Here is a 24,234-nt window from a genome sequence, read left to right on the forward strand (position 1 = left end):
CAATTTCCCTTCCCCTAATCATTATTATTTTGGCGACCTGCCGTATCCTTCATGGGAAAGGATGGAAAACCGGATATGCTTTACAAATACTTTTCAATTCTGCTGTTAGTAAGCCTGCTCACATCAGTAGTGGGGTGCCGTGCTTATTCCCCTCCGGCCGAGAGTTCAAATTCTCTCTCATCAAAGCCGGCGCCGATAACCCACTCCCCACCACAAACCCCATTGATTCGCAAGTTTCAAGAAGCCTCCCTTTCCACGCCGGCCAAAAAGGACGAGCCGAAAGGAAACCTTACACTGCGACAAGCGGCGGCTTTGGCCTTGCTCAAAAACCCAACTCTAGCTGCTTTCTCCCAGGAAATCCGGGTGCAAGAAGCAAGGGTGCTCCAAGCAGGCTTGTTACCTAACCCCCGGCTAAGTGTGCAAGGTTCAAACCTAGGCAATGCCACACTCAAAGGTCCCGATGGCGCCTCGACTACGGTCCAGCTTAGTCAGCTTATTCTTCTGGGGGGAAAAATCGCGAAACGAATCAAGGCTGCTCAGCTGACCCAAGACTTGGCTGGCTGGGATTATGAAACCAAACGGGTTAATGTGCTGACCCAAGTGGCTCAATCCTTCATTGCCGTATTAAGCGCACAGAGAAGGCTGGCCCTAGTACAGCAGCTTGTAAGCCTCGCCCAGCAGGTTGCAACTACAGTTTCCAAGCGGGTCCAGGCCGGTAAAATCTCACCTGTGGAAGAAACCAAGGCTCAGGTAGCGCTGTCTTCGGTTCACATTCAACTTACCCGTGCCGAGCGGAATCTTACGACCGCCAGGAAACAACTCGCGGCCACCTGGGGAAGTACCACACCCCACTTTCAGCAAGCGGCTGGCCAGATGGGCGATGTTGCCTCCCTCCCCTCCTTGGAACAATTGACCCAACTGATCAGCCAAAATCCTGATCTTGCCCGCTGGACAACCGAAATCGCCCAGCGCCAAGCTTTCATCCATTTAGAAAAAAGCAAAGCCATACCCGATATCACAGTGAACTTCGGCGGAACTGAATATGCCAACACTGGAGATTATGCCCTCCTAGCCGGCATTTCCATTCCCTTGATGCTGTTTGATCGGAACCAAGGCAGCATCCTGGCGGCAGAGCGCCAACTTACCAAAGCGGAGGAAGCGCGCCGGGCCGCCCAAGTGCAGGTGGCCACGGCCTTGAGTACTGCCTATCAGCGCCTGGCTGCTGCCCATGCTGAAGCCACGATTCTCAAAACCCAGATTCTGCCAGGGGCGCAAAACGCCTTCGATGCGGTCAACAAAGGCTTTCGTCTGGGCAAATTCGCTTTTCTGAGCGTTTTGGACGCACAACGCACTCTTTTTGACTCCAAGTCCCAATATCTACGCGCCCTCACCGATTACCACCAGGCCGCCGCCGAGGTCGAACGGCTCATTGGGGAACCGCTTGAAACAGCCCGCGCTAAGGGGGAATGAAGGATGAAAAACAAAACCCTGCTCACCGTCCTGAGCATCATTGGGATGGGGCTCCTGCTGGGCTGGTTCATTTTGCAAATGAAGCCCCCCCACGTGAATGAGAAAAGCACCCCTTCCGCTAACCAACAAGCCCAAACTAAGACAAATTCTCCTGAAGAAAAATATATTGCCCTCACGCCCGAGGCTCAACAAAAGGCGGGCATTCGGGTCAAAGTGGCGGGACCGGTACAAATCAAAACAGTTCTGGAGCTCCCTGGCGAGATACAATTCAATGAAAACCGCGTAGCCCATGTAGTCCCCCGGGTGGAAGGCGTTATCACCGCGGCTTACAAGCATCTAGGTGCGCCTGTTGAAAAGGGGGAACTCATAGCCGTTTTGGAAAGCCGGGAATTGGCGGATTTAAAAAGCCAGTACTATACCGCTATTAAGCGACGGGAACTGGCGCAAATCACTTTTGACCGGGAAGCGCGTTTATGGCGGGAGAAGGTCTCCGCCGAGCAAGACTACTTGGCGGCGAAAACAGCCCTGGCGGAAGCCAATATCGTCGTCACCGCCGCCGCCCAACGTCTCCTTGCTTTAGGACTCACCCAGGATGCCTTGGACACCATTCCCCAAGAAAGCCAGTCAAAACTGAGCCGCTATCCCATCCGAGCCCCTTTTGATGGCCGGGTCGTGCGCAAGCACGTGGTCCGGGGCGAAGCCGTCAAGGCGGACGCCGAACTTTTTATGATTGCCGATTTATCCACGGTCTGGGGAACCATTACCGTCTACACAGAGGATCTCAACCAAGTTCATCTGGGCCAGAAAGTCACGGTGAGGTCCGAAGAACTGGGGCTGGAGGCGACCGGCACTATTTCTTATTTGGGGTATCTGATTGACGCCCAAACCCGTTCCACCCAGGCTCATGTGGATATTCCCAATCCCGAGGAACGCTGGCGTCCTGGTCTTTTCGTGACAGTGGAAGTGGCGGAAAAGAAAATCCCCGTCCCGGTAGCGGTCGCCGCCGAAGCCATTCAAACCTACCGGAACCAACCGGTGGTATTCGTCCAACACGGAAATGGTTTTGAAGTACGACCCATTACCCTCGGGCGCCGCAGCGGAAACGGGCAGTGGATAGAGATGGTAAACGGCCTCTCCGCCGGGGAACGCTATGCCGCCGACAACAGCTTTGTGCTCAAATCCGAGCTCGGCGAAGCCATGGCCCCCCAGTAATTTCGATTCCTTCATCACTAGAAAATCATGTTTACCCATATTCTGAAATTTGCCGTTCAGCAGCGTTGGTTAGTGCTATTAGCCACCTTTGGGGTAGCCGTACTAGGGATTTATAATTACCAACGCCTACCCATCGACGCTGTCCCCGATATCACCAATGTGCAAGTTCAGATCAACACCGAAGCGCCAGGCTACTCGCCCCTCGAGACGGAGCAGCGCATTACTTTTCCCCTTGAGATTACCCTGCAAGGGCTTCCCCGGCTAGAGGAGACCCGCTCCCTCTCCCGTTATGGACTCTCCCAAGTGACCGTTATTTTTGAGGACGGCACGGATATCTACTTTGCCCGTCAGTTGGTGAATCAACGCATCCAGGAAGCTAAAGGCAACCTTCCGCCAGGCATCGAGCCTACAATGGGCCCCATCGCCACGGGACTGGGTGAAATTTTTCTCTGGACGGTGGAATCGGAGCCCAGCGCCCGTAAGCTAGATGGCGCCCCTTATACTCTCACCAACTTAAGGACTATCCAGGATTGGGTGATCAAACCCCAATTGATCACCGTCCCGGGGGTGACCGAGATCAACAGCCTGGGAGGGTATATTAAGCAATATCATGTCACCCCTTACCCGAAAAAACTTATCGCCTATGGCCTCTCCTTCCAGGATTTACTCACCGCCCTAGCCCGCAATAATGCCAATGTAGGCGCAGGTTATATTGAGCACTACGGCGAGCAATATCTGATTCGGGCCCCGGGGCAAGTGCAAAATTTGGAGGAAATAAGCCATATCATCGTGGGCACCTATCAGGGCGTTCCGGTATATGTCAAGGACGTGGCCGATGTACTGCTTGGAAAAGAATTGCGTACCGGCGCAGCCACCCGGGAAGGGGAAGAAACCGTGCTAGGGACCGCCTTCCTGCTCATGGGGGAAAATAGCCGGACGGTGGCCCGTGCAGTCGCGGAGCGGTTAGCGGAAATTAACCACACTCTTCCCGAGGGCGTGGAAGCGAAAACCGCCTATGATCGCACCGCTTTGGTCGATAAAACCATTGCCACGGTAAGAAATAACTTGCTGGAGGGAGCAGCGCTAGTGATGGTCGTGCTTTTTCTCCTTTTGGGAAATTTCCGCGCCGCTTTAATCACCGCCATGGTGATCCCCCTGTCCATGCTGTTCACCATCACCGGCATGGACACCGAAAAGGTCAGCGCCAATCTCATGAGCCTGGGGGCGCTGGATTTTGGCATTATTGTGGACGGGGCCGTGGTCATCGTCGAGAATAGCATTCGGCATTTGGCGGAAGCACAACAGCGCCGAGGTCATACCCTATCGCTATCAGAACGGTTGGAGGTGGTATTCCATTCCTCCGAGGAAGCCCGCCGGGCGATTCTCTATGGACAAACCATTATCATGGTTGTATATCTCCCCCTCTTTACCTTAACCGGGGTGGAGGGGAAGATGTTCCATCCCATGGCCTTCACGGTTGTGGCCGCCCTGTTCGGGGCTATGGTCCTCTCGGTCACCTTTGTCCCCGCGGCGGTGGCCATTTTCGTCAAGGGGCCTATCGCCGAAAAAGAAAATCCCGCCCTGGTGCTAGCCAAAAAAGCTTATCGGCCAGCACTGTATTTTACCCTCAACAACAAAATAGTAGTCATCACCCTCGCGGCGGTAATAGTGATGCTCAGTGGGCTGCTGACAACCCGCATGGGCGCTGAATTTGTGCCTACCCTAGATGAAGGGGACATGGCGGTACAAGCCATTCGGACTACCGGAACCAGCCTCTCCCAGTCGGTGGAAATGCAACGTGCGCTGGAGGAAAAGATCATGGCATTTCCCGAGGTAAAAACCGTCGTTGCCCGGATTGGAACCGCGGAAATTGCCAATGATCCCATGCCTCCCAATGTCGCCGATACCCTGATCATGCTCAAACCGAGGGCGGAATGGCCGGAACCGGAACGCCCAAAAACCGACTTACTCCAGGCGATGGAAGCCAGCATCACTCAACTTCCCGGTAACAAATACGAGTTTACTCAGCCCATTGAGCTGCGTTTCAATGAGCTTATTTCTGGCGTGCGGGCGGATATTGCAGTCAAAGTTTTTGGCGATGATATGGCTACCTTGCTCAACACGGGTGAGCGCATTGCAGCAGTGCTGAAAACCGTCCCTGGAGCGGCGGATGTTCGGGTGGAACCGATAACGGGTTTGCCCGTGGTTACCGTGCGGATGAAACGGGAAAAGATGGCCCGCTATGGGCTCAATGTGGCTGACGTCCAAGCAGTCATTACCGTCGCGCTGGGAGGAAAAACCGCTGCCGGAGGGGACAGTACGGGGATGATCTATGAAGGGGATCGCCATTTTCCCCTGGTGGTTCGCCTTCCCGAGGACTTGCGTAGTAATCTTGAGACCTTAAAGCGTCTCCCGCTCCCCCTTCCCTCCAAGGGATCGGCATCGCAGCAATTCCCCTTGCAGGGCGCGGCAGGGGTACCTCTTCGCCCTAGCTATATTCCCCTCAGTACCGTGGCGACTTTGGAAATCACTCCCGGACCCAATCAAATTAGCCGGGAGAATGGCAAACGCCGGCTGGCTGTCACCACTAATGTCCGCGGCCGCGACCTAGGCTCCTTTGTGGCGGAAGCCCGGAGCAAAATCCAGGCGCAAGTTCAGATCCCCCCAGGCTACTGGGCCACCTGGGGCGGCCAGTTTGAACAAATGATCACCGCCGCTAAGCGCCTCGAGATTGTCGTCCCCATCGCCCTTCTCCTTATTTTTATCCTCCTCTATGGCACCTTTGGCACCCTTAAGGATGGCCTGCTGGTGTTTACCGGCGTCCCCTTCGCCTTGACCGGCGGGATAGTATTGCTTTGGCTGCGGGATATTCCCCTTTCCATCTCCGCAGGCGTAGGCTTTATCGCTCTTTCCGGCGTGGCGGTGCTCAATGGCTTGGTCATGATCGCCTTTATTAAAAAACTGCGCGAGGAGGGTTTACCCCTGGAGGAGGCCGTTCGGCAAGGGGCCCTGACCCGCCTGCGCCCGGTGCTAATGACGGCCTTGGTGGCCGCCCTAGGTTTTATCCCCATGGCCCTGGCCACCAGCACTGGAGCAGAAGTGCAACGCCCCCTGGCTACCGTGGTCATTGGGGGCATCATGTCTTCTACGCTTCTCACCCTGCTGGTTCTGCCGGCTCTCTATGAATGGGTCTACGCAAACCGATCCAGCCGGTATAGCACCGCCACCAAGAGCACTGCTCCCCCCAATAACCATAGGGAACCCAATAGCCATAAAGACAAGGGTATGGCCAGATAATAGCCCCGCATTCCCAAAGTATAGTGATTGGCGCCCCGTTGCAGTATCTCCGTGACTGTTTTAGCGCTTATACCGGCCTCCTGGCATTCAGGAACATTAATCATAAAGCCCGTATGATTGTAGTAGCGAATCGCCAGGGTAAAATTAAAAAAAGCAAAAAAGAAATCCCCGCTCAGTATTACCAATTTCAGCAGCCATAACAACTCACTATCGTAACCCAAGTAATTGAGCAGCTTAGAAGGCTGAGATTGTTGTTCCGTAGTAAACGCCACATTCAACAGGCCAAGGCCCAGCAAAATGGCGGTAGAAGCCAATAAAGTCGACGCCATGGTCCAATTACGCAGAGTTTGAACAGCCAGGATGTCCCGCCCTTCTTGAATGACCTTTTTAACCCATAGCTTGCGGATACGCCGGGACAGGCCCACCGCCGTAGATAAAGGTTGCCTGCGTATTCGCCAGAACAGATAAAAATGATAGCCACCTAACAACGTAAAGGCCAGCAACGTTAGCTCATGTTCCCAGTGCGGCATATCAAAAATTAAAACCTATCCGGCGAATTAGAACCACCCCCGGCGTTTGAAGAAGATGAGCAGTAAAACGGCCACTGCAATCATCACCAACCATATCAAGGGGTAACCGTAATACCAGCTAAGCTCTGGCATTGCCCAAGGGCTGTCGGGATTATCACCAAAATTCATGCCGTAAACACCTGCGATAAAAGTCAAAGGGATAAAAATAGTGGCAATAATCGTCAATATACGCATGATTTCATTAGTATGATGACTGACACTAGAAAGATAAACATCCAACATGCTACTGCTCATCTCCCGATAGGTCTCTAGTAACTCCATGATCTGAATACTATGATCATAGCAGTCCCGCAAATAGATCTTGATCCCGTTAGTCATTGGACTATAGTCCTCCCGCAGCAACCTATTGACCACTTCGCGCTGAGGCCAAAATATCCGGCGCAGCAATAACAGTTCTCGCTTAATCCTGTGAATCCAGGCCAAGGTATTCTGAGTTGGGCAGCGCAAAAGTTCCAGCTCAAGTTCTTCAAGTTGTTCACCAAAGCTTTCTAATATTGGGAACCCCTCATCAACCACTAAATCAATCAAAATATAAAATAGATAATCTATGGAACGGGATTGGAAACGTTGACCGTTTTTTCGCAGCCTTTTCCTGACCGGCTCAAAGGGATCGCTATGTCCATTGCAGAAACTTACAATATAGTCCTCGCCTAAAAACAGGCTGATTTGCCTTGCCTTTATAGTAGAGTCATGAATGACGGCCAAACTCAAAATGACAAACAGCTGCTCATCGTAACTTTCCACCTTGGGACGTTGCCCTGTATTGAGAACATCCTCCATCGCCAAAGGATGAAGATTAAACATTTCCCCAAGTTGGCGCAAAATGGCAGGTTCGGCATAGCCTTGAACATGAATCCAAGTATTGCTGGAATCCTGGAGATAGGGTCGGCACTCACTGACATTGGCCAATTCCCGTTCCCTGAGTTCAGCAGCCGTATAGCCCATAAGGCGGATTGAAAGTGGCGTCTCCGCACCCTCTTCCGCTTCCACTAACGTACCGGGAGGAGTCCCTGGAGGATGATAATCCTTAGTAAAATAATCCACGCTTAGTGAGGTTTCTTCTGGCGCTGCTCGCCTTGAATATACGCTTTGAGATCCATTTGCAGGGTTTGCTGGTTTTTACATTACGAAACGTTTGCCTAAACAACAATAGCTTAAGTATCCAGCCAGACTCCCATTCTCTCTTGGGATTCTGCTACTATCTCCAATTTTAGTCCAAAAATGGAAGTTTTTCCCATGCTGAATGTAACTCTCCGAGCCCTTCTAACCAGCCTCTTTTTATGGCTACTTATTGGCTGTCAAACTGCCTATTACAAAACCATGGAGGAATTTGGGTATCACAAAAGAGATATTTTGGCGGATCGAGTCGAAGAAGTACGAGATACCCAAATTGAAGCGAAGGACCAATTTCAATCTGCGCTAGAGCAGTTTTCTTCCGTTGTGAACTACGATGGGGGCGATCTGGAAGCCCTTTATGAAAAGCTCAATGACGAGTATCAAGCTAGCAAAAAAGAGGCGGAAGCTGTTCATGACCGCATTGCCTCTGTTGAAGACGTTGCTGGAGCCTTATTTGTAGAGTGGCAAGAAGAGCTGGATCAGTACGATAATCCTTCCTTACGGCGCAGCAGCCAACAACAACTTACCCAAACCCGTACCCGCTATGACAAGCTACTCCGGGCCATGAAACGCGCCGAAGCAAAAATACAACCGGTACTCGCTACCTTCCATGATCAAGTGCTGTTTTTGAAGCATAATCTCAATGCCCGCGCCATTGCGTCTTTACAAGGAGAACTCAGCACCATAGAGACGGATGTCAACCGGCTCGTCCAAGAAATGGAAGCCGCGATCGATGAGGCCAACACATTTATTAAGACCCTAGAGAGCTAATGGGCCTGGCATTTGATTATTAAAGTATAGGGGGACGTCCAGGCGTGAGTAAAGATAAAGTAGAAGACAGGCGTCGCTAAAAAACTTTTATTCACCACGATCTGACTCCCCCCGCAGCAAGCCATCCATCCCGGTACCGCCAGATGGATGGCCTCGCGAAAATATTCGCGTTATTCTTACATATGAGATTGAAGATAGTTTTGCTCGCCTACCTTCTTAATAAGGTCTAACTGAGTTTCTAGCCAATCAATATGTTCTTCCTCACTATCTAGGATTTCTTCAAACAGATCCCGAGAAACATAATCGCTTTGCTTCTCGCAATGGGCAATCGCTTCCTTTAGCACGGGTAAATTATCCTTTTCCAGCTTGAGGTCGCATTCCAGCATTTCCTTGGGGGCCTCACCAATTAAAAGCTTACCCATATCCTGAAGGTTGGGAAGTCCCTCCAGAAACAAGATTCGTTCAATAAGCTGATCCGCATGCTTCATCTCATCAATGGAGGCCTCGTACTCATATTTATTCAGCTTTTCAAAGCCCCAATTTTTATACATGCGGGCATGGAGAAAATATTGGTTGATAGCCGTCAATTCATTGGTCAGCGCTTTATTAAGATAGCTAATTACCTTTTTATCGCCCTTCATGATGCATACTCCTTGCCGTTATTGTATGATGGTTTGAAAATACTTTAGCGAAACACTAAAGAATTGTCAATTTTTCTATTTATTACAACAAGTTAAATACGAAAAAGAATAGTTATTGTTTTCCCTGTTCTTTCCAGGAGTCTAAAGATTTATGTCCTCCTCTACCCCCTTTTTAAACGCTGTATTTCAGCATCGCCGCTGGACCTTCCTAGGTACGGGTTTCCGGCCATTTTTTTGGTTTGGAACCTTAATGAGCAGCGTCTGGATGCTCTTATGGCTATTGTTATTAAGCGGGCATCTGAGCCTCAATTCGCACCTTCCCCTGCCTTACTGGCATGCCCACGAGATGCTGTTTGGCTTTGTTGCCGCCATCATTGCCGGGTTTCTTTTGACCGCGACCCAGAATTGGACTGGGCGTATTACGGCAACCGGCCCTTCCCTCCTCTTTCTCGTTCTAGTATGGGCTGCTGGACGCGCCGTCATGCTAGGGGGAGATGCCCTGCCTGTTTCCCTTGTCATCACGGTTGATATGGCTTTTATCCCCTGTTTGCTGTTTTTCGTTGCCCGGCCTGTCGTGGCCGCACGGCATACCCGCAGTATCGCCTTGGTAGTGATATTAGGGGTTCTAGCAAGTTGCAACCTGCTGGTTCACCTGGGCGGGGCTGGCTATCTTCCCGCGGCAACAACGCCAGCCCTCCACGCCACAGTCAATGTCATTACTCTCTTGATGGTGATTATTGGCGGCCGCGTGATCCCCTTTTTCACCCGCAATACCCTGCAAATCCCTATCTACCAATTCATCTGGCTGGAGCGCCTGGCTATCGGTTCCGTCACCGCGCTTTTGATAATAGAAGCCATCAGCGGGATCAATGCCCTAACCGGCGCTATTGCACTTGCGGCAGGCATATTCAACCTAATCCGTCTGCTTGGCTGGGGCGGGCATAAAACCTTATCCCAACCTCTTCTATGGGTGCTGCATCTAGCGTATCTATGGATCTGCGTTGGGCTTGTCGTCAAGGGTTTGGATGCCTATCTAGGGGGAGACTATCATAGCATTGCAATCCACCTTTTAACGGTGGGGGCCATGGGTACGCTCATCCTAGGCATGATTTCCCGTGTTGCCCTTGGCCATACGGGACGACGCATGGTATTGCCTAAAAGAATGGTTGTAGCTTATGGCTTGATTACGCTAGGCGTTATTGTCCGAACCGGTGGCCCGCTGCTACTGCCCACTCACATGGTAGCTGTTTGGTTGCTTTCGGGCGGACTTTGGATAGGGGCTTTCGGGGTCTTTCTATTCCACTATACCCCTATCTTATGGCGTTCCAGGATAGATGGGCGCCCAGGCTAAAAAGGATTAACCCACCCGTAAATTTCTATTGGCGCAAGCTAAGGAAAGCGACTATATCTATTCAATATAAGTGAATACTTGGCTTTCTCAGGCTATAAATGTGGCAATAGTTTAGTTAATGAAGGAGCGATTATCATGAATGCTCAATTCAATGACATTATTGAGGACATCATTGTAACGGTAGATGGCTCTGAAAATGCGCAGCGGGCGGCACGCTTCGCAGCCCGCTTGGCTAAAGCAACGGAAAACAAAATAACTCTGCTCTATGTATTTCCAACAGGAGCCACCAGCGATTTTGATTTTCTGAGCATCACCCATCCAGAGGAGGAAAATACCGAACAGCTCAAAAAAGAAACAGCCCGTAAGGTTTTTGACGAAGCCCGGCAGGTTATGGGTGACCAGGGCCAAGAAATTAAAGAAGAGATCCTCACAGGCGACCCAGCAACGGAAATTATCCATTACTTTGAGAAACGCCCTAACACAATAACGGTAATAGGCCGGCGCGGTCTCTCGCGCTTTGAAGCCCTATTGCTAGGCAGCGTGAGTGAAAAAGTCGTACGCCATGCCAAGGGACCAATCACTATTATTCACTGAGCAACATTTTTTTCCTTCTCAAAAATAATTTTTCTAGTTCTACGAACACAAATACGGAGGAGGTGACCAGAATGATCCAGCCCCAATCAGCAAAACCGAGAGGCACGCTGCCGAAAAGCTGTTGCATGATTCCAGTGTAGGTAAAGAGTAATTGCAGTCCTACCACGATGACAATAGCTATCAAAACGTAGCGGTTACCTAGTAGACCTTCTCGGGATAAGGCTGAACGAGTTATATAGCGGGTATTGAAAAGATAGAATATCTCAAACATTACCAAGGTATTCACCGCAATAGTCCGAGCATATTCAATAGATGCACCTTGTTCCCGGTACCAAAGAAAGAGCCCAAAAGTACCGGCTACCAAAATAGCAGAGACGAAAACAATACGCCAAATTAAAAACCCGGATAGTACCGGTTCCCTCGGATCACGAGGAGGACGGCGCATGACATTCCCTTCTGGGGGCTCGAAAGCCAGCGCCAAGGCAAGGGTAACCGCCGTGATCATATTAATCCATAGAATTTGCACCGGGGTAATGGGGAGCCTATAGCCAAGCAAAATGGCAACCAACAAGGTCATCGCTTCGCCTCCATTGGTCGGCAAAATGAAAAGTATGGATTTCTTTAGATTGTCATAAACGGTGCGCCCTTCTTTTACTGCTTGGGCAATGGAAGCAAAATCATCGTCGGTAAGCACGGCTTCGGCGGCCTCTTTGGCCACCTCCGTGCCTTTCTGTCCCATGGCGATGCCCACATCAGCCCGCTTCAAGGCGGGGGCATCGTTAACGCCATCACCCGTCATAGCCACGACTCGTCCTTGAGCCTGCAAAGCTTTAACCAAACGAAGCTTATGTTCTGGACTAGCCCGAGCGAAGACATTCACATCCAAAACTAGCTTACGCAGGTCTTCATCATCCATGATTTCCAGATCGGCACCGGCCAAGGCTTGCCTGTCTTGTTTGAGACCTAATTGCTGGCCAATGGTCTGGGCGGTCAAAAGATGATCTCCGGTAATCATCTTGACCTGGATTCCTGCTTCCTGGCATGCTTTGACCGCAGCAATCGCCTCCATCCGCGGAGGATCGATAATTCCAAATAACCCTAGCAAGGTTAACTCCCCCCCCACATCCACAAAACGCAAATCGCTGCGGCTAATATCGCTAACCCGGAAAGCGATAGCCAATACTCGCTCCCCCTTGCCCGCCATCTCTAGAATACGTCCATGCCAATAAGCTATATCCAAGGGTCGATCCTCACCTTGGCTGCGCTGGCGATAGCACATTTCCAAAACCTGTTCAGGCGCCCCTTTAAGATAAATAAAGCCGTGCCCTGCCCGATCCTGGTGCAAAGTTGCCATGAAACGAAGTGCCGACTCAAAGGGAATGACATCGATCCGGCGCCATTCTTCCCGTTCCAATTCTGGAATTAAATTCGCCTTCATGGCCAAGCTCACCAAAGCAGCTTCAGTAGGATCTCCTTGGCAGATCCACTGATCTTCCCAATTGTGAAGGTTTGCATCATTACACAGCAGACCCGCACGGCAGAGATTTCCCAACTCAGGATAGTCATCCACCGAGATCAGCTGGCCTTGCCGGCTAAATCCCCCATGGGGGTGATATCCTACTCCACTGACATCGAATAAGGTATCGGCGGTGGCTACCGTACGCACGGTCATTTCGTTCCGGGTTAAAGTGCCGGTTTTATCAGAACAAATCACATTAACGGAGCCCAGCGTTTCCACTGCCGGAAGATGACGAATAATGGTATTGCGGCGCGCCATGCGTTGGACTCCAATCGCCAAGGTAATGGTCATAATGGCAGGCAGTCCCTCTGGAATGGCCGCCACGGCAAGGCCCACGGCCGCGAGAAACATGTCCTGGGGAGAATAGCCTTGGACTCCTACCCCAAAGGTAAACACAATCGCTGCCAGCCCCAAAATAGCGGCGGTCAACCAACGCCCAAACACAGCTATCTGCCGCAGCAAAGGCGTTATCAGAGTTTGCACCTGTCCTAGCATGGCGCTGATACGCCCAATCTCGGTGCGATCCCCCGTGGCTATTACCACCCCCTCCCCAGTACCGTAGGTAACCAGGGTTCCGGAATAGGCCATGCAGGTTCGATCCCCTACCGGTGCATTTTCAGTAACGGGTTCAAGCGCCTTCTCCGCAGGCATGGATTCCCCCGTTAGAGGGGCTTCCTCAATTTGTAAATTCTTGACCCGAATAAGGCGAAGATCCGCGGGCACCTTATCACCCGATTGGAGGATCACCACATCACCAGGAACCAAACATTCGGCAGGAATCACCCTATGCTGGCCATCGCGTAACACATTCGCTTGGGGCGAGAGGAGATGACGAATAGCTTCCAAGGCTCGTTCTGCCTTGCCTTCTTGAATAAAGCCAACCAAGGCATTGAGCACCACGACCCCCAAAATAACCCCGGTGTCCACCCAGTGAGCCAGCAAGGCCGTCACCACGGCGGCGGCGAGCAACACATAAATGAGCACATTATGAAATTGGGTTAAAAACCGTTCCACGGACCCTCTTCGCCTAGGCGGTGTGAGTCGGTTAGGCCCATACTCCTTTAGACGTTGCTCCGCCTCCTGTTGAGTCAACCCCAAACGTTTGCTGCCCACCCGCAGCAGCACGGCCTCCGCAGTATGGACATGCCAACTATTTTTCCTGACCGGCGCCATGACGACCTCATATCTCTACTGTTCTATCAAGAATGATACGATACCAAGAGCTATAATGCTGCCCTTGTCTAAGGGTCTTGGTTGAGAATCTCTTTTTCTAATCATTAATTGGTAAAATGAGGAACTCAAAATAATCTTTTTAAGACCAGCCCAGATATTAATCTCATGACGATACCCGTCGATCATCCGCAGCGCCTGCTACTGAACCATGAACTACACGCCCGGCTACCAGAATCGCTAGCGCCCCCGGAGCAAATATCCCATCTTGTGCTTTCCTCCGATGCGGAGATGGTTCAGCAAGAGCGGGAGAAACTAACGGAAATTTGCCTCCGGTTTGGTCATTCTATTCCAGTCTCAAAAGATAATCATTTTCGTATTGATCTGGGTCCATTCCGCCTCCAATGGGAAAAACACACTGAATTCACTAGCTATACTTTTTTTCGGCGCGGCCCATTCCAGGAGCCATTCGCCAACACCGTCATAGAAAGCGTACCCCAAGACTGGCTTACGGAATTGCCGGGCCAGGTCCTCGTTGCTGCTCACTTGGCCATCTACCCCCGACCCGAAAAACCACGGGACCCGGATGAGATTGCTGCCGCCCTATTTGAAGGCAATGCCGTTACGGGCGCCCGCATTGGCGAAGGGGCAGGAATCGCTTACGCCGATTTTCGCCTCCATAAAGACGGGTTTAGCCGCTTTATCATTAAGGATATCAGTCTCACCCCACGCCAGGCTGGACGGGCGGTACAACGCCTGCTGGAGATTGAGTCCTATCTCATACAGGCGTTGCGGACCTACCCCCTGGCGCGCAAAACCATGCCCATGCTAGGACATGCCGAGCAGGAATTAGCCCAGATTACCGAGGCCATCGCCTCGGCTACCACCGAGGAAGAATCGGCGTTACTTGATCAGCTCACTAAATTAGCGGCCTCTACCGAAAGCCTGGCTTCTTCGATCCAATATCGAATCACCGCCGCCCAGGCTTACTACGAATTGGTGCAGCGGCGTATTAACGAGCTGCGTGAGCTGCGGGTTGAAGGCATGCAAACCTTTCGCGAGTTTTGCGAACGGCGCATGGGACCGGCCATGCATACTTGCGAGACTGTACTCCGGCTACAGGAAAATCTGTCCCGACGCATTGGGCGGGCAAGCGAATTACTACGCACCCGGGTAAATATTTCCCTTGAGCACCAGAATCAGCAAGTGCTCTCTTCCATGGCGGAACGGGCTAAGCTCCAGCTCCACTTGCAAGAAACCGTGGAAGGGCTCTCCGTTGCCGCCATCACCTATTACGTAGTGGGTCTAGTCGGTTATCTCGCTAGGGCGGCAGAAGCGGCAGGCTTACCCATCAACCCGGATTTAGCCATCGGCATATCAATCCCGGTCGTCGCGTTATCGGTAGCCCTGAGTGTGCGGAAAATCCGGCGTATGGTAACGAGAAACCACAACGTTGATTGATTTACAGCCGAATTAAAGCAAATTTTCTAGAAACACTTATCATTATATATCTATCGTTTTGTGATCCCTGTCACATCAAGCTTATAAAAAATGATCCGATAGACTTCCTGTGCGCGGTATTACTCAAACAGGAAAAATAGGACGCTGATAGCCTTGTTAGCATTAGCCCTTGATGGTTGGAAAATGACCGCCCGTTATCTTGATAATGGACCAGACGCGAGGGTAACGATTCGTCTTCGAGAGATGAATCTCGATACTGGCGAGTTTACAAACATTTTCAAAATAGATAGTGATGACTACGCAGCGGACGAGCTATACCAAACCCAAAATAAAGATTTTGAGCTAGGTTGTTTTTCTAGTTACTCCTTTGATTTTAGTAACCATGCCTACTATGTGGTAGTAAAGCTGGAGAAAACTGGATTAGCAGGACGAGCGGGTATTTCGGCAATGAGAATAGAGCCTACAAACTGCCTCCTTTAATATATAAATCTGGGTAGAGAGGGAAAGCAAGAGCGCATCCCGCCTTTCGCAACCAGGGAACCCACCCGCTTTCCCAGGCTCCTGCAACGAATATCGACTTCAGCTGCCAAAGAAGGAACATTAAAAATTCTGCGCCCCTCTGTTTCTAAAACACCTCCAAGCCGAGGGGCCTGAGATCTGCCCCTTCTTTCCAAAGGCCTCAAAGCATCAGGCCAATAGTTTTCTTCCACGGCCCACCGCAAAAATACCTCCCCCTAGAAGCAGCAAAGCCAAGGAAGAAGGCGCTGATACGTTGACGGGCGGATCGGTAATTACCCGCAGCTGATCTACTGCGGGTTTGGCTTTCCAGTCAAACCACAAGGTTCGAGAATCGGCGCTAATATTCCAACCCCCATGATTAAGCTCGTGTTTATCCAACTTTCTTCCACTTTTAGAGAAGAGGGTGCCCGGCTGGCTAAGAAAATCACTCCCTCTTAAAAAACGGTTAGAATAGATCAAACCGATAATATCGGTATCAAAGGTAATCCATCCCTTCGCTCTGGACCACTTGCCTTTCTTATCTTTACCAATAGGATCAAAGTGTAATAAGTGACTGTTGATGTGTGTGCCGGCAGCAATTGCATTGTTCAAGTCACCATCAAATTCAAACTCTCTATTGACAGAGAGATCCTCAGTTAATACGAATGCTTGCTCGTTAAAGGCAAATACGTTCACATTGCTTTCATAGTGATGATTCCGTAAATTAGCAGGCTGGACACCCAATAGGGCATCTCCGCCGAGCTCAATGATTAATGCCTGGACATTGCCCATGCTGCTCGCCAATAACAAAAATATTCTTAATAACTTTCCCATGAGATTTGCCATAAACTTTATAAAACATTGAATTAATCATTCCTAAGCAAATCTCTTACCAATTCATATTTTTTTATATGTAAAACAAATATTTAAATTATCTATTCCACCGCCAAGCTGAACCAAGTTGTAATAAACATGATACTTTTGCTTGCTTATTTGTCCTCTACGAATCTCCCTGCTCAAAAATTTTTTTAAAATCATTTACTTACAAACTTTCCGGCAAGAATCTCCAAGTGTCACTTTAGGCTTTAGAGGCGAGCGCGGACTACTAGAAAAAACCTATGCTGGTGAGCCCAATGTCACCTCTATATCCAGTCGTTGCTCTTCACGAATCACTTGCACTTGAATTTTTTCGCCAGCTTGACGCTGCTCAAGAGCCAAGACTAAATCATCGGCATCCAGCACGGGCTGGCCCTCGACCGCAACGATAATGTCCCCCAGATGAATCCGCCCCAGGGAGTCGCGCTGAACCCCGCGCAAACCGGCTTGCTCCGCGCCACCACCAGGAATCACGCGCAGAATGACTGCCCCTTCCACCCTCATATTGGCCATAGCCCGCGCTGGCAACAACTCAATCCCCAGCGTTGGTCGCTCTACTCGGCCCTTAGCAATAAGCTCCGGCACTACCCAATTGACCGTATCCACGGGAATAGCGAAGCCAATCCCGGCATAGGTACCGGAAGGGCTATAAATGGCTGTATTCACCCCCATCAGGCGCCCAGCGCTATCTAGCAAAGGCCCTCCCGAGTTGCCTGGGTTAATGGCGGCATCGGTTTGTATCACATTGCGAATGGGGATTCTTGCCGCCGACTCCATTTCTCTACCCAGCGCGCTAATTACCCCCGTGGTTAACGTTTGATCCAGACCAAAGGGGTTCCCAATCGCAAATGCTTTTTGGCCGACTTGGAGATCACCGGAGCTGCCAATAGCGATAGGCTGAAGCTTGTTTCCCGGCGCCTTAATCCGCAGTACCGCTAAATCCTTTTCAGGGGCTGCCCCAATCAGTTTGGCATCCCAGGTTGAGTGGTCAGAGAGCGTCACCTTAGCAGCACTCGATCCTTGCACAACGTGTAAATTAGTCACAATGTGGCCGCTATCATCCCAAATAAAGCCTGAACCAGTCCCCCGGGGAATTTCTTGCACATTTAAGCTAAACCAATCTCGGTGCCGGGACAGGGTGGTGATAAAAACTACGGCGGGGGAAACTTTGCGAAAGAGTTCAATCGTTGATTTTTCATCCGCCGCCAAATCCCCACGCGCCAGAACCGGGCGCGGCTCTACCGGAGGGGGCGCTTCTAAAAACCGCTCTGCAACTCCCTGCCACCCCATTCCCACAATAAACGCAAGCGCCAACAATAACGCCAAGGAGCCAATAGAGATCTTCTTTCGCTTTAGCACGGCTTGATTTTTTAGTCTTTCTATCTGGAAAAGTAGGAGCAGAATTATAGCCTAATGGGCGGTGTCACCAATCGCTTCCTGGCTCTTTTCAGAGTCAGCCAGATAATAATGGGCGGTTGGTCTGAAGGCGCTGTCTAGCTCGAACACCAAGGGAATACCCGTAGGAATATTAAGCTCCATCACTTCTTGATCAGATAGTCCCTCAAGATGTTTATATAAAGCCCGCAAAGAATTACCGTGAGCAACAATAATTAGCTCCTTACCAGCGGCAATATCCGGCAAGATGCACTGTTTCCAGCAGGGAATAACCCGCTGAAGGGTCTTTTTAAGAGATTCTGATGCTGGCAGCGCTTCCGGAGCCAAGCCTGCATAACGCCTATCGAAGCGCGGATGCCGGGGATCGGAATTATCCAATGGCGGTGGCTCAATCCCATAACCCCGACGCCACTGATGCACTAACTCCGCACCATATTGCTTAGCCATTTCTGCTTTGTTCAACCCTTGCAGACTGCCATAATGGCGCTCATTCAGTTCCCACCGTTTCTCCACAGGGAGCCATACCAGGTCCATCATTTCTTCTACGATCCAAAGAGTGCGAATAGCCCGCTTAAGTACCGACGTATAGGCCTTATCGAATTGATACCCTTCATTTTTCAAAATCTTACCCGCAAGACGGGCTTCTTCAACGCCATTTGTAGAAAGATCGACATCCGTCCAACCGGTGAAGCGATTCTCCAAATTCCACATGCTTTCACCATGACGAAGTAATATCACTCTATTCACTATCACCTCCTTCCCACCGAAAACCTATTACAATCCCTATCGTATAATGCGATAACTTTTGGAGAGAAAGAACCGGTATCTTTAAAAATTGGGACATTCCGTTTCTCCAGCGCTCCTATTTTTATCTTAGCCTCCATTGGTAAATTATGCTTAAATATGCTGTAAGTGGTGAAGTATGCACCCGCAAAGATTTAAATGCCTGGAGATATGGAAGTTTTGGCAAAATTAAGAGATTCAACTCTATATTAGGGGCTTGACAATTCCAAAATTTACCGTTTTTACAAAAAAGTTTTCAACAGATCATCCTTCATTCCAAGGACAAGTTCTCTCGCTTAGGCGCTAACTTCAAGTCTTCTAAGAAATTTTTTATAACTATATGATTTATAAAATAATTTTAGATTGGCTATTTTTTCACCGATTTGTAAAAAAGCATGGTAGTTGGGGCTTAGCAGGAGAGCATCCTCTCTTTATCCACAGACTTATCCACAATAATTGTGGATAAGTCTGTTCCTGTTATTTTCACTATTTTCCAGTTTAATAGCTGACTCCTCCAAGTGCCTATTATCTCTTCCGAATAGAAGCAGGAATACTCTCGGATATTATTATCTTCCGATAAATAACTATACTCTTTAAAGTTACAAAGACACGATCAAAGGAGCAACAGGATGATTAAATCAAGAGCAGCCATTGCATGGGGGCCAAAGCAACCCCTTTCCCTGGAAGAAGTAGAGGTAATGCCACCGCAAAAAGGGGAAGCTTTGGTTCGTATCGTCGCCACGGGTGTGTGTCATACCGATGCGTTTACTTTGTCAGGCGAAGACCCGGAAGGTGTTTTTCCCGCTATCCTCGGTCATGAAGGAGGAGGGATCGTAGAGGCTATTGGCGAAGGCGTGACCAGCGTCGCGGAAGGAGACCATGTCATCCCCTTATATACGCCAGAGTGTGGCAAATGTAAATTCTGCCTATCCGGCAAAACCAATCTATGCCAAAAAATCCGCGTGACTCAAGGCCGTGGACTAATGCCAGATGGCACCACCCGCTTCTACAAAGCGGGCCAGCCCATCTACCACTATATGGGCTGTTCTACTTTCTCCGAGCACACCATATTACCTGAAATTTCGCTTGCGAAAGTGAACAAGGAGGCTCCTCTGGAAGAGGTTTGCTTGCTGGGCTGTGGCGTCACCACAGGTATAGGGGCCGTCATGAACACCGCTAAAGTGGAAGAAGGCGCCACGGTGGCTATTTTTGGTCTGGGAGGAATTGGTTTGGCAGCCATTATTGGCGCCACTATGGCCAAAGCCAGCCGCATTATCGGGATTGATATCAATGAAGGTAAGTTTGAACTGGCCCGTAAGCTGGGGGCAAACGACTGTATCAATCCCCAAAACTACGATCGGCCCATCCAGGAAGTAATCATCGAACTGACTGGTGGTGGCGTGGATTATTCCTTTGAATGTATTGGTAATGTTAAGGTTATGCGTTCTGCATTGGAGTGTTGCCACAAAGGCTGGGGGGAATCGGTGATTATTGGCGTTGCCGGCGCTGGCCAGGAAATCTCTACCCGCCCATTTCAGCTAGTCACTGGACGGGTATGGCGAGGTTCTGCATTTGGTGGCATTAAAGGACGCTCCGAGTTACCAGAATATGTAGAGCGTTATCTGAAAGGCGAATTCAAACTTGATGACTTTATTACCCATACCATGGGACTGGAAGACATCAATAAGGCTTTCGATCTAATGCACCAAGGCGAGAGTATTCGTAGCGTCATTCATTATTAATCAATAAAATTGACTTAGAGACTACCTGGAGCCCAAACATGACCCTTGAAAACTTAAGTCGTAACAAAAGCTTTGGTGGCTGGCATCAACAATATAACCACTACGCCTCAAGCCTCAACTGCACAATGCGCTTCGCCATCTACCTGCCACCTCAAGCTACTGCAGGAGCAAAAGTCCCGGTACTATACTGGTTGTCCGGGTTAACCTGCACCGATGAAAATTTTATGCAAAAAGCCGGTGCGCATCGTATCGCCGCTGAACTGGGGATGGCGATAGTAGCGCCAGATACCAGCCCAAGGGGCAAGGAAGTAGCGGACGATCCAGAGGGTGCTTATGATCTAGGCAAAGGGGCAAGCTTTTATGTCAATGCTACTCAACCACCCTGGCGATCCCATTACCAAATGTATGATTATGTGGTACAGGAACTCCCGGCGCTCGTTGAGGCCCAATTTCCGGTTTCTGGGCAGCGTTCTATTGCGGGCCACTCCATGGGGGGACATGGCGCTTTGATCATTGCTATGCGTAACCCCGAACATTACCAGTCGGTATCTGCCTTCAGTCCAATCAGTAACCCCATGAACTGCCCCTGGGGACAGAAGGCCTTCTCGGCCTATCTTGGCCCTCAGATGGATACATGGCGGCAGTATGATGCCAGCGAATTGATGCGCGCTGCAAAACGATTCGTACCGGCCTTGGTGGATCAAGGCGAAGGGGATAATTTCTTGCACACCGAGTTAAAGCCAGAAACGCTACTAGCGGCAGCACAGATCAGTGGCTATCCCCTGCAACTGCGTCGCCATCAGGATTATGATCACAGCTACTACTTTATCGCCAGTTTTATTGAAGAGCATCTACGCTTCCACAGGGATCACCTTACATCATGAAGCAAAGAAAGCCTTACTTCTCCAGAAACTCGCGAATTTCATCACTTCGCCGGTGGGCATCCTCTCTTCCCAATTCCATCAAGCGCTCAAGGTAATCGGGTTGAAACATCAACAGGCTCAAAACATCATTACTGCGAGTTTCCTGGGTACCCAGCCCCCGAGTCATAAAGCGAAAGGAACGTGGCAGCGTCGATTCATACTCGTTGGCCAACTTGCCTAAATCCTGGGATGGCCGTGATAGCAGAAGCTTAACGGGGCGCAAACCATAACGCTGCTGTTCTGGTAACCTAGCTACCAAGCGGTTGATCCGCTCCAAACGCAAGGCATCATTGTCGAATACATCCAAAAAGATTGCATCAAAAAGCGCACCAGCCACCTGGATAGGCGGTGGATAATGATCGATATTGGGATAATTGTCTTCCTCATAACTAGGAGCGTAGTGGGTTGAAATAGCTAGTATCCGGCTGGCCCCAAGATGAATAGCCGGCGATAAAGGCGCGGTCATGCGGATACCCCCATCGCCATACCAATGTCCACCAATCTCCACCGCTGGGAAAAAGAAGGGTAAGGAAACGGAAGCTAGAATATGCTTGCGTTTCAGAGCACATTGAATTCCCTTGCGATGGGCCCGCTCCCAGCGTCGCAATTCCCGCCCCTGCACCCAGCTTACGGACTGGCCCGTGGAATAATTGGAGGCAGTGATAGCAATAGCTTTTAACTCCCCTCCCCCCAAATTACGTTGAATACCTATCAAATAACCGTCATTCAGATCAAAAACCTCCTCTAACAGCACCTCCAGCGGAGAAGTATCCAAAAGGCTGCGGACTTTTATGGTATGGGAGGCCCCCCCTAGCAACAGACGAAGGCTCCAGCGGACTACATTACTGACAATAGAAAGTGAATCGACCCGAAACATCTGTTCCGTGGTAAGCCCCTTCCATATCTTGCTCAAGCCTTCGACTCTTTCGCTAAAAGTACCAGGCTGATTAGCCAAATAGGTAGCATTAATAGCGCCGGCGGAAACGCCGGTTAAAATAGGTATCTTGAGCTCAGGATAAAGCTGGGCAAGGCAGTTAAGAAACCCGATCTGATAAGCGGCGCGGGCCCCTCCGCCGCTCATCACTAAAGCAAGATCGCCCCCGTTAGAATTCATAGAAAAGATCTTTTCAACAGCCGCTTCTTTCAGGCTTTAAAAATCATGGATTTAATTATAATTAAATAACTGTTCGCGGGTAAACCTATGATATTCTTTACCGCATAAATTTTTTTATCAACTTACCATAATATCCATTGGTACAGAATCGACAACACTCAATTTCCTTCTAAACCCGGAATACATATTCCTTTCCTTCCTCCCGCTCGCAATCCTGGGGATAATTTTTGCGCTTGTCTTCATAATACCGCTCACGGGCATCTCCTTCCGAAAGGCGATTGTAAGTTACAAAAAGAAGCCGCCGCTGCTTATCCGTAAGGTTGGGTTGAGAGCCGTGGGGAGTAAAAGAATCAAACAAAATCATATCTCCCGGCTGAGTTGGGCAAGCGATAAATGTCATCTCTTTCATTTCATCTTCCCCCAAGGGTGCCCATTCCTTGAACATACCAATTTTATGTTTTCCTGGGACAATTTCTAGGCAGCCATTTTCCTGATTGGCCTCATCAACACAAATAAGCGCCGTGATACAAAGACTATTATATTCCCACCAACCCGCTTGGTGATCTTGATGGGGTTTAAAACCATCGCCACCAGGAAATTTGAAGTTGATTTTTTCCTTGAAAAGGACCGCGGGTTCTCCAAAGAACTCAGAAATGGCTTCCTCAAGCTTGCTCTTGCAAAATAATTGAGCAAACCCCTTATGATAAGGAGAGAAATTCTCCATGCGATTTAACAATCGCCGGCCAGGCTCAGCAAGGGAATCCTCATAATAACGCTGATACTTGCCAGGGGCATCAGGATAAGCCTGAACCTCATCTACCCAGCGGCTAATTTGCGCCATTTCCCGATCATTATAAAATCCCCGTACCACAGCAAAGCCATCGCGCTTGAAAGCTTGAATATGCTCCTTTATTAGATCACTCATGGAGACTCCTTAAACACATCCATTATCGAAAAAAATGAGTTAACTAACCGAGGAACGGCGTATTAAGTCCATAAACTCGGCCCGAGTCCGCGAATCCTCCCGAAATGTCCCCAACATAGCACTGGTGACAGTCTGGCTATTCTGTTTTTGCACGCCCCGCATGACCATACAAAAATGACAAGCTTCCAACACAACCCCAACGCCGCGGGCATTAAGTACTGACATTAACCCACTCGCGATTTGAGTAGTGAGACGTTCTTGCACTTGAAGCCGTCGAGCAAAGACATCAATCACCCGGGCGATTTTACTCAGCCCCACAATGCGCCCCTTCGGCAGGTAGCCCACATGGGCTCGTCCAAAAAAAGGCAGCATGTGATGCTCGCACAGAGAATAAAATTCCACATCCTTGACAATGACCATTTCCTCGCATTCATCTTCAAAGAGGGCATCCTTGACCACCTCCTCCACCGTCATATGATAACCACTCGTAAGGAAATCAAGGGCTTTAGCAACTCGCTGTGGAGTACGTTTAAGCCCCTCGCGCTTGGGATCTTCGCCCAAGCGGGTTAAAATTTCCTCCACGCTAGCTTCGAATTCCGGGTCATAATGCTCTCCCGGCCCCACATCCAAGCTGCCAATGTAGTGGCCTTCCCGCACCACCTTGGTCAATTTCGTATCCATCGTGTTTTTACTCTCTACCCAGAGATGCCTAGACGGCTCCCATTATCATTATAATTCAGTTACGATTGTACTTTTGCGGACTTACAATACCCCTAACATTGGTGA

20 protein-coding genes are annotated in these 24,234 nt (G+C 50.0%); 10 read left to right on the forward strand and 10 right to left on the reverse strand.

Features of this window, described 5'->3' with window-relative positions; translation table 11 throughout:
- Positions 1–75 precede the first annotated feature (75 nt).
- From NWAT_RS08190 to NWAT_RS08200, 3 genes are read left to right on the forward strand one after another with little or no spacing between them, the layout of a single operon-like run.
- Complete coding sequence (locus NWAT_RS08190) at positions 76–1,470, forward strand: TolC family protein (RefSeq protein WP_232420072.1); 1,395 nt, start codon at positions 76–78, stop codon at positions 1,468–1,470.
- A gap of 3 nt (positions 1,471–1,473) precedes the next feature.
- On the forward strand, positions 1,474–2,682 hold the full coding sequence (locus tag NWAT_RS08195; RefSeq protein ID WP_013220642.1) for an efflux RND transporter periplasmic adaptor subunit: 1,209 nt from the start codon (positions 1,474–1,476) through the stop codon (positions 2,680–2,682).
- A gap of 27 nt (positions 2,683–2,709) precedes the next feature.
- Positions 2,710–5,979, forward strand: coding sequence for an efflux RND transporter permease subunit (locus NWAT_RS08200; RefSeq protein WP_013220643.1), 3,270 nt, complete (start codon positions 2,710–2,712; stop codon positions 5,977–5,979).
- Here NWAT_RS08200 and NWAT_RS16145 read toward each other — a convergent pair.
- Positions 5,874–6,509 carry a DUF599 domain-containing protein gene (locus NWAT_RS16145; protein ID WP_013220644.1) on the reverse strand — a complete coding sequence of 212 codons (636 nt, stop codon included), beginning with the start codon at positions 6,507–6,509 and terminating at the stop codon, positions 5,874–5,876. The genes NWAT_RS08200 and NWAT_RS16145 overlap by 106 nt on opposite strands.
- Before the next feature lie 27 nt (positions 6,510–6,536).
- A complete protein-coding gene (gene corA / locus NWAT_RS08205) occupies positions 6,537–7,613 on the reverse strand; it encodes a magnesium/cobalt transporter CorA (RefSeq protein ID WP_013220645.1) in 1,077 nt (358 codons plus the stop codon).
- 192 nt (positions 7,614–7,805) lie between these two features.
- Here corA and NWAT_RS08210 point away from each other — a divergent pair, with 192 nt between their 5' ends.
- Positions 7,806–8,456 (forward strand): DUF2959 domain-containing protein, encoded by a 651-nt coding sequence (locus tag NWAT_RS08210; protein WP_013220646.1) that lies wholly within the window; start codon positions 7,806–7,808, stop codon positions 8,454–8,456.
- Between the two features lie 176 nt (positions 8,457–8,632).
- Here the strand turns inward: NWAT_RS08210 and bfr are convergent, their stop codons facing one another.
- A complete protein-coding gene (gene bfr / locus NWAT_RS08215; RefSeq protein ID WP_013220647.1) occupies positions 8,633–9,097 on the reverse strand; it encodes a bacterioferritin in 465 nt (154 codons plus the stop codon).
- Between the two features lie 151 nt (positions 9,098–9,248).
- Here bfr and NWAT_RS08220 point away from each other — a divergent pair, with 151 nt between their 5' ends.
- Complete coding sequence (locus NWAT_RS08220) at positions 9,249–10,448, forward strand: NnrS family protein (protein WP_013220648.1); 1,200 nt, start codon at positions 9,249–9,251, stop codon at positions 10,446–10,448.
- A 135-nt stretch (positions 10,449–10,583) separates the two neighbouring features.
- Entirely contained in the window at positions 10,584–11,042 is a 459-nt protein-coding gene (locus NWAT_RS08225; RefSeq protein ID WP_013220649.1) for a universal stress protein, read from the forward strand.
- Here the strand turns inward: NWAT_RS08225 and NWAT_RS08230 are convergent.
- Positions 11,032–13,734, reverse strand: coding sequence for a cation-transporting P-type ATPase (locus NWAT_RS08230; protein WP_013220650.1), 2,703 nt, complete (start codon positions 13,732–13,734; stop codon positions 11,032–11,034). The genes NWAT_RS08225 and NWAT_RS08230 overlap by 11 nt on opposite strands.
- 165 nt (positions 13,735–13,899) lie before the next feature.
- Here NWAT_RS08230 and NWAT_RS08235 point away from each other — a divergent pair, with 165 nt between their 5' ends.
- A complete protein-coding gene (locus tag NWAT_RS08235) occupies positions 13,900–15,192 on the forward strand; it encodes a DUF3422 family protein (RefSeq protein ID WP_013220651.1) in 1,293 nt (430 codons plus the stop codon).
- A gap of 153 nt (positions 15,193–15,345) precedes the next feature.
- Positions 15,346–15,672, forward strand: a complete 327-nt coding sequence (locus tag NWAT_RS08240) for a hypothetical protein (RefSeq protein ID WP_198342149.1) — start codon at positions 15,346–15,348, stop codon at positions 15,670–15,672.
- Between the two features lie 207 nt (positions 15,673–15,879).
- Here the strand turns inward: NWAT_RS08240 and NWAT_RS08245 are convergent, their stop codons facing one another.
- The 3 genes from NWAT_RS08245 to gpmA all read right to left on the reverse strand — a co-directional run bounded on the left by NWAT_RS08245 (position 15,880) and on the right by gpmA (position 18,699).
- Positions 15,880–16,524, reverse strand: coding sequence for a PEP-CTERM sorting domain-containing protein (locus NWAT_RS08245; RefSeq protein ID WP_232420073.1), 645 nt, complete (start codon positions 16,522–16,524; stop codon positions 15,880–15,882).
- A 282-nt stretch (positions 16,525–16,806) separates the two neighbouring features.
- Positions 16,807–17,925, reverse strand: a complete 1,119-nt coding sequence (locus tag NWAT_RS08250; RefSeq protein ID WP_013220653.1) for a S1C family serine protease — start codon at positions 17,923–17,925, stop codon at positions 16,807–16,809.
- 51 nt (positions 17,926–17,976) lie between these two features.
- A complete protein-coding gene (gene gpmA / locus NWAT_RS08255; protein ID WP_041350945.1) occupies positions 17,977–18,699 on the reverse strand; it encodes a 2,3-diphosphoglycerate-dependent phosphoglycerate mutase in 723 nt (240 codons plus the stop codon).
- A gap of 677 nt (positions 18,700–19,376) precedes the next feature.
- Here gpmA and NWAT_RS08260 point away from each other — a divergent pair.
- Both NWAT_RS08260 and fghA read left to right on the forward strand, forming a co-directional pair.
- Positions 19,377–20,486 (forward strand): S-(hydroxymethyl)glutathione dehydrogenase/class III alcohol dehydrogenase, encoded by a 1,110-nt coding sequence (locus NWAT_RS08260; protein WP_456299426.1) that lies wholly within the window; start codon positions 19,377–19,379, stop codon positions 20,484–20,486.
- A gap of 38 nt (positions 20,487–20,524) precedes the next feature.
- Positions 20,525–21,370 carry an S-formylglutathione hydrolase gene (gene fghA / locus NWAT_RS08265; RefSeq protein ID WP_013220656.1) on the forward strand — a complete coding sequence of 282 codons (846 nt, stop codon included), beginning with the start codon at positions 20,525–20,527 and terminating at the stop codon, positions 21,368–21,370.
- A 13-nt stretch (positions 21,371–21,383) separates the two neighbouring features.
- On the opposite strand, the gene NWAT_RS08270 is transcribed toward fghA, so the two are convergent.
- From NWAT_RS08270 to folE, 3 genes are all read right to left on the reverse strand, one after another.
- The gene (locus tag NWAT_RS08270; protein ID WP_013220657.1) at positions 21,384–22,523 is read right to left on the reverse strand and encodes a patatin-like phospholipase family protein; all 1,140 of its coding nucleotides are present in this window, start codon (positions 22,521–22,523) and stop codon (positions 21,384–21,386) included.
- Between the two features lie 169 nt (positions 22,524–22,692).
- A complete protein-coding gene (locus NWAT_RS08275) occupies positions 22,693–23,448 on the reverse strand; it encodes a phytanoyl-CoA dioxygenase family protein (RefSeq protein WP_013220658.1) in 756 nt (251 codons plus the stop codon).
- 39 nt (positions 23,449–23,487) lie between these two features.
- Positions 23,488–24,129: a GTP cyclohydrolase I FolE gene (gene folE / locus NWAT_RS08280; protein ID WP_013220659.1), complete on the reverse strand. Its 642-nt coding sequence runs from the start codon at positions 24,127–24,129 to the stop codon at positions 23,488–23,490.
- Between the last annotated feature and the right edge of the window lie 105 nt (positions 24,130–24,234).

The sequence above is a fragment of the Nitrosococcus watsonii C-113 genome (assembly GCF_000143085.1).
Taxonomy (GTDB): Bacteria; Pseudomonadota; Gammaproteobacteria; order Nitrosococcales; family Nitrosococcaceae; genus Nitrosococcus; species Nitrosococcus watsonii.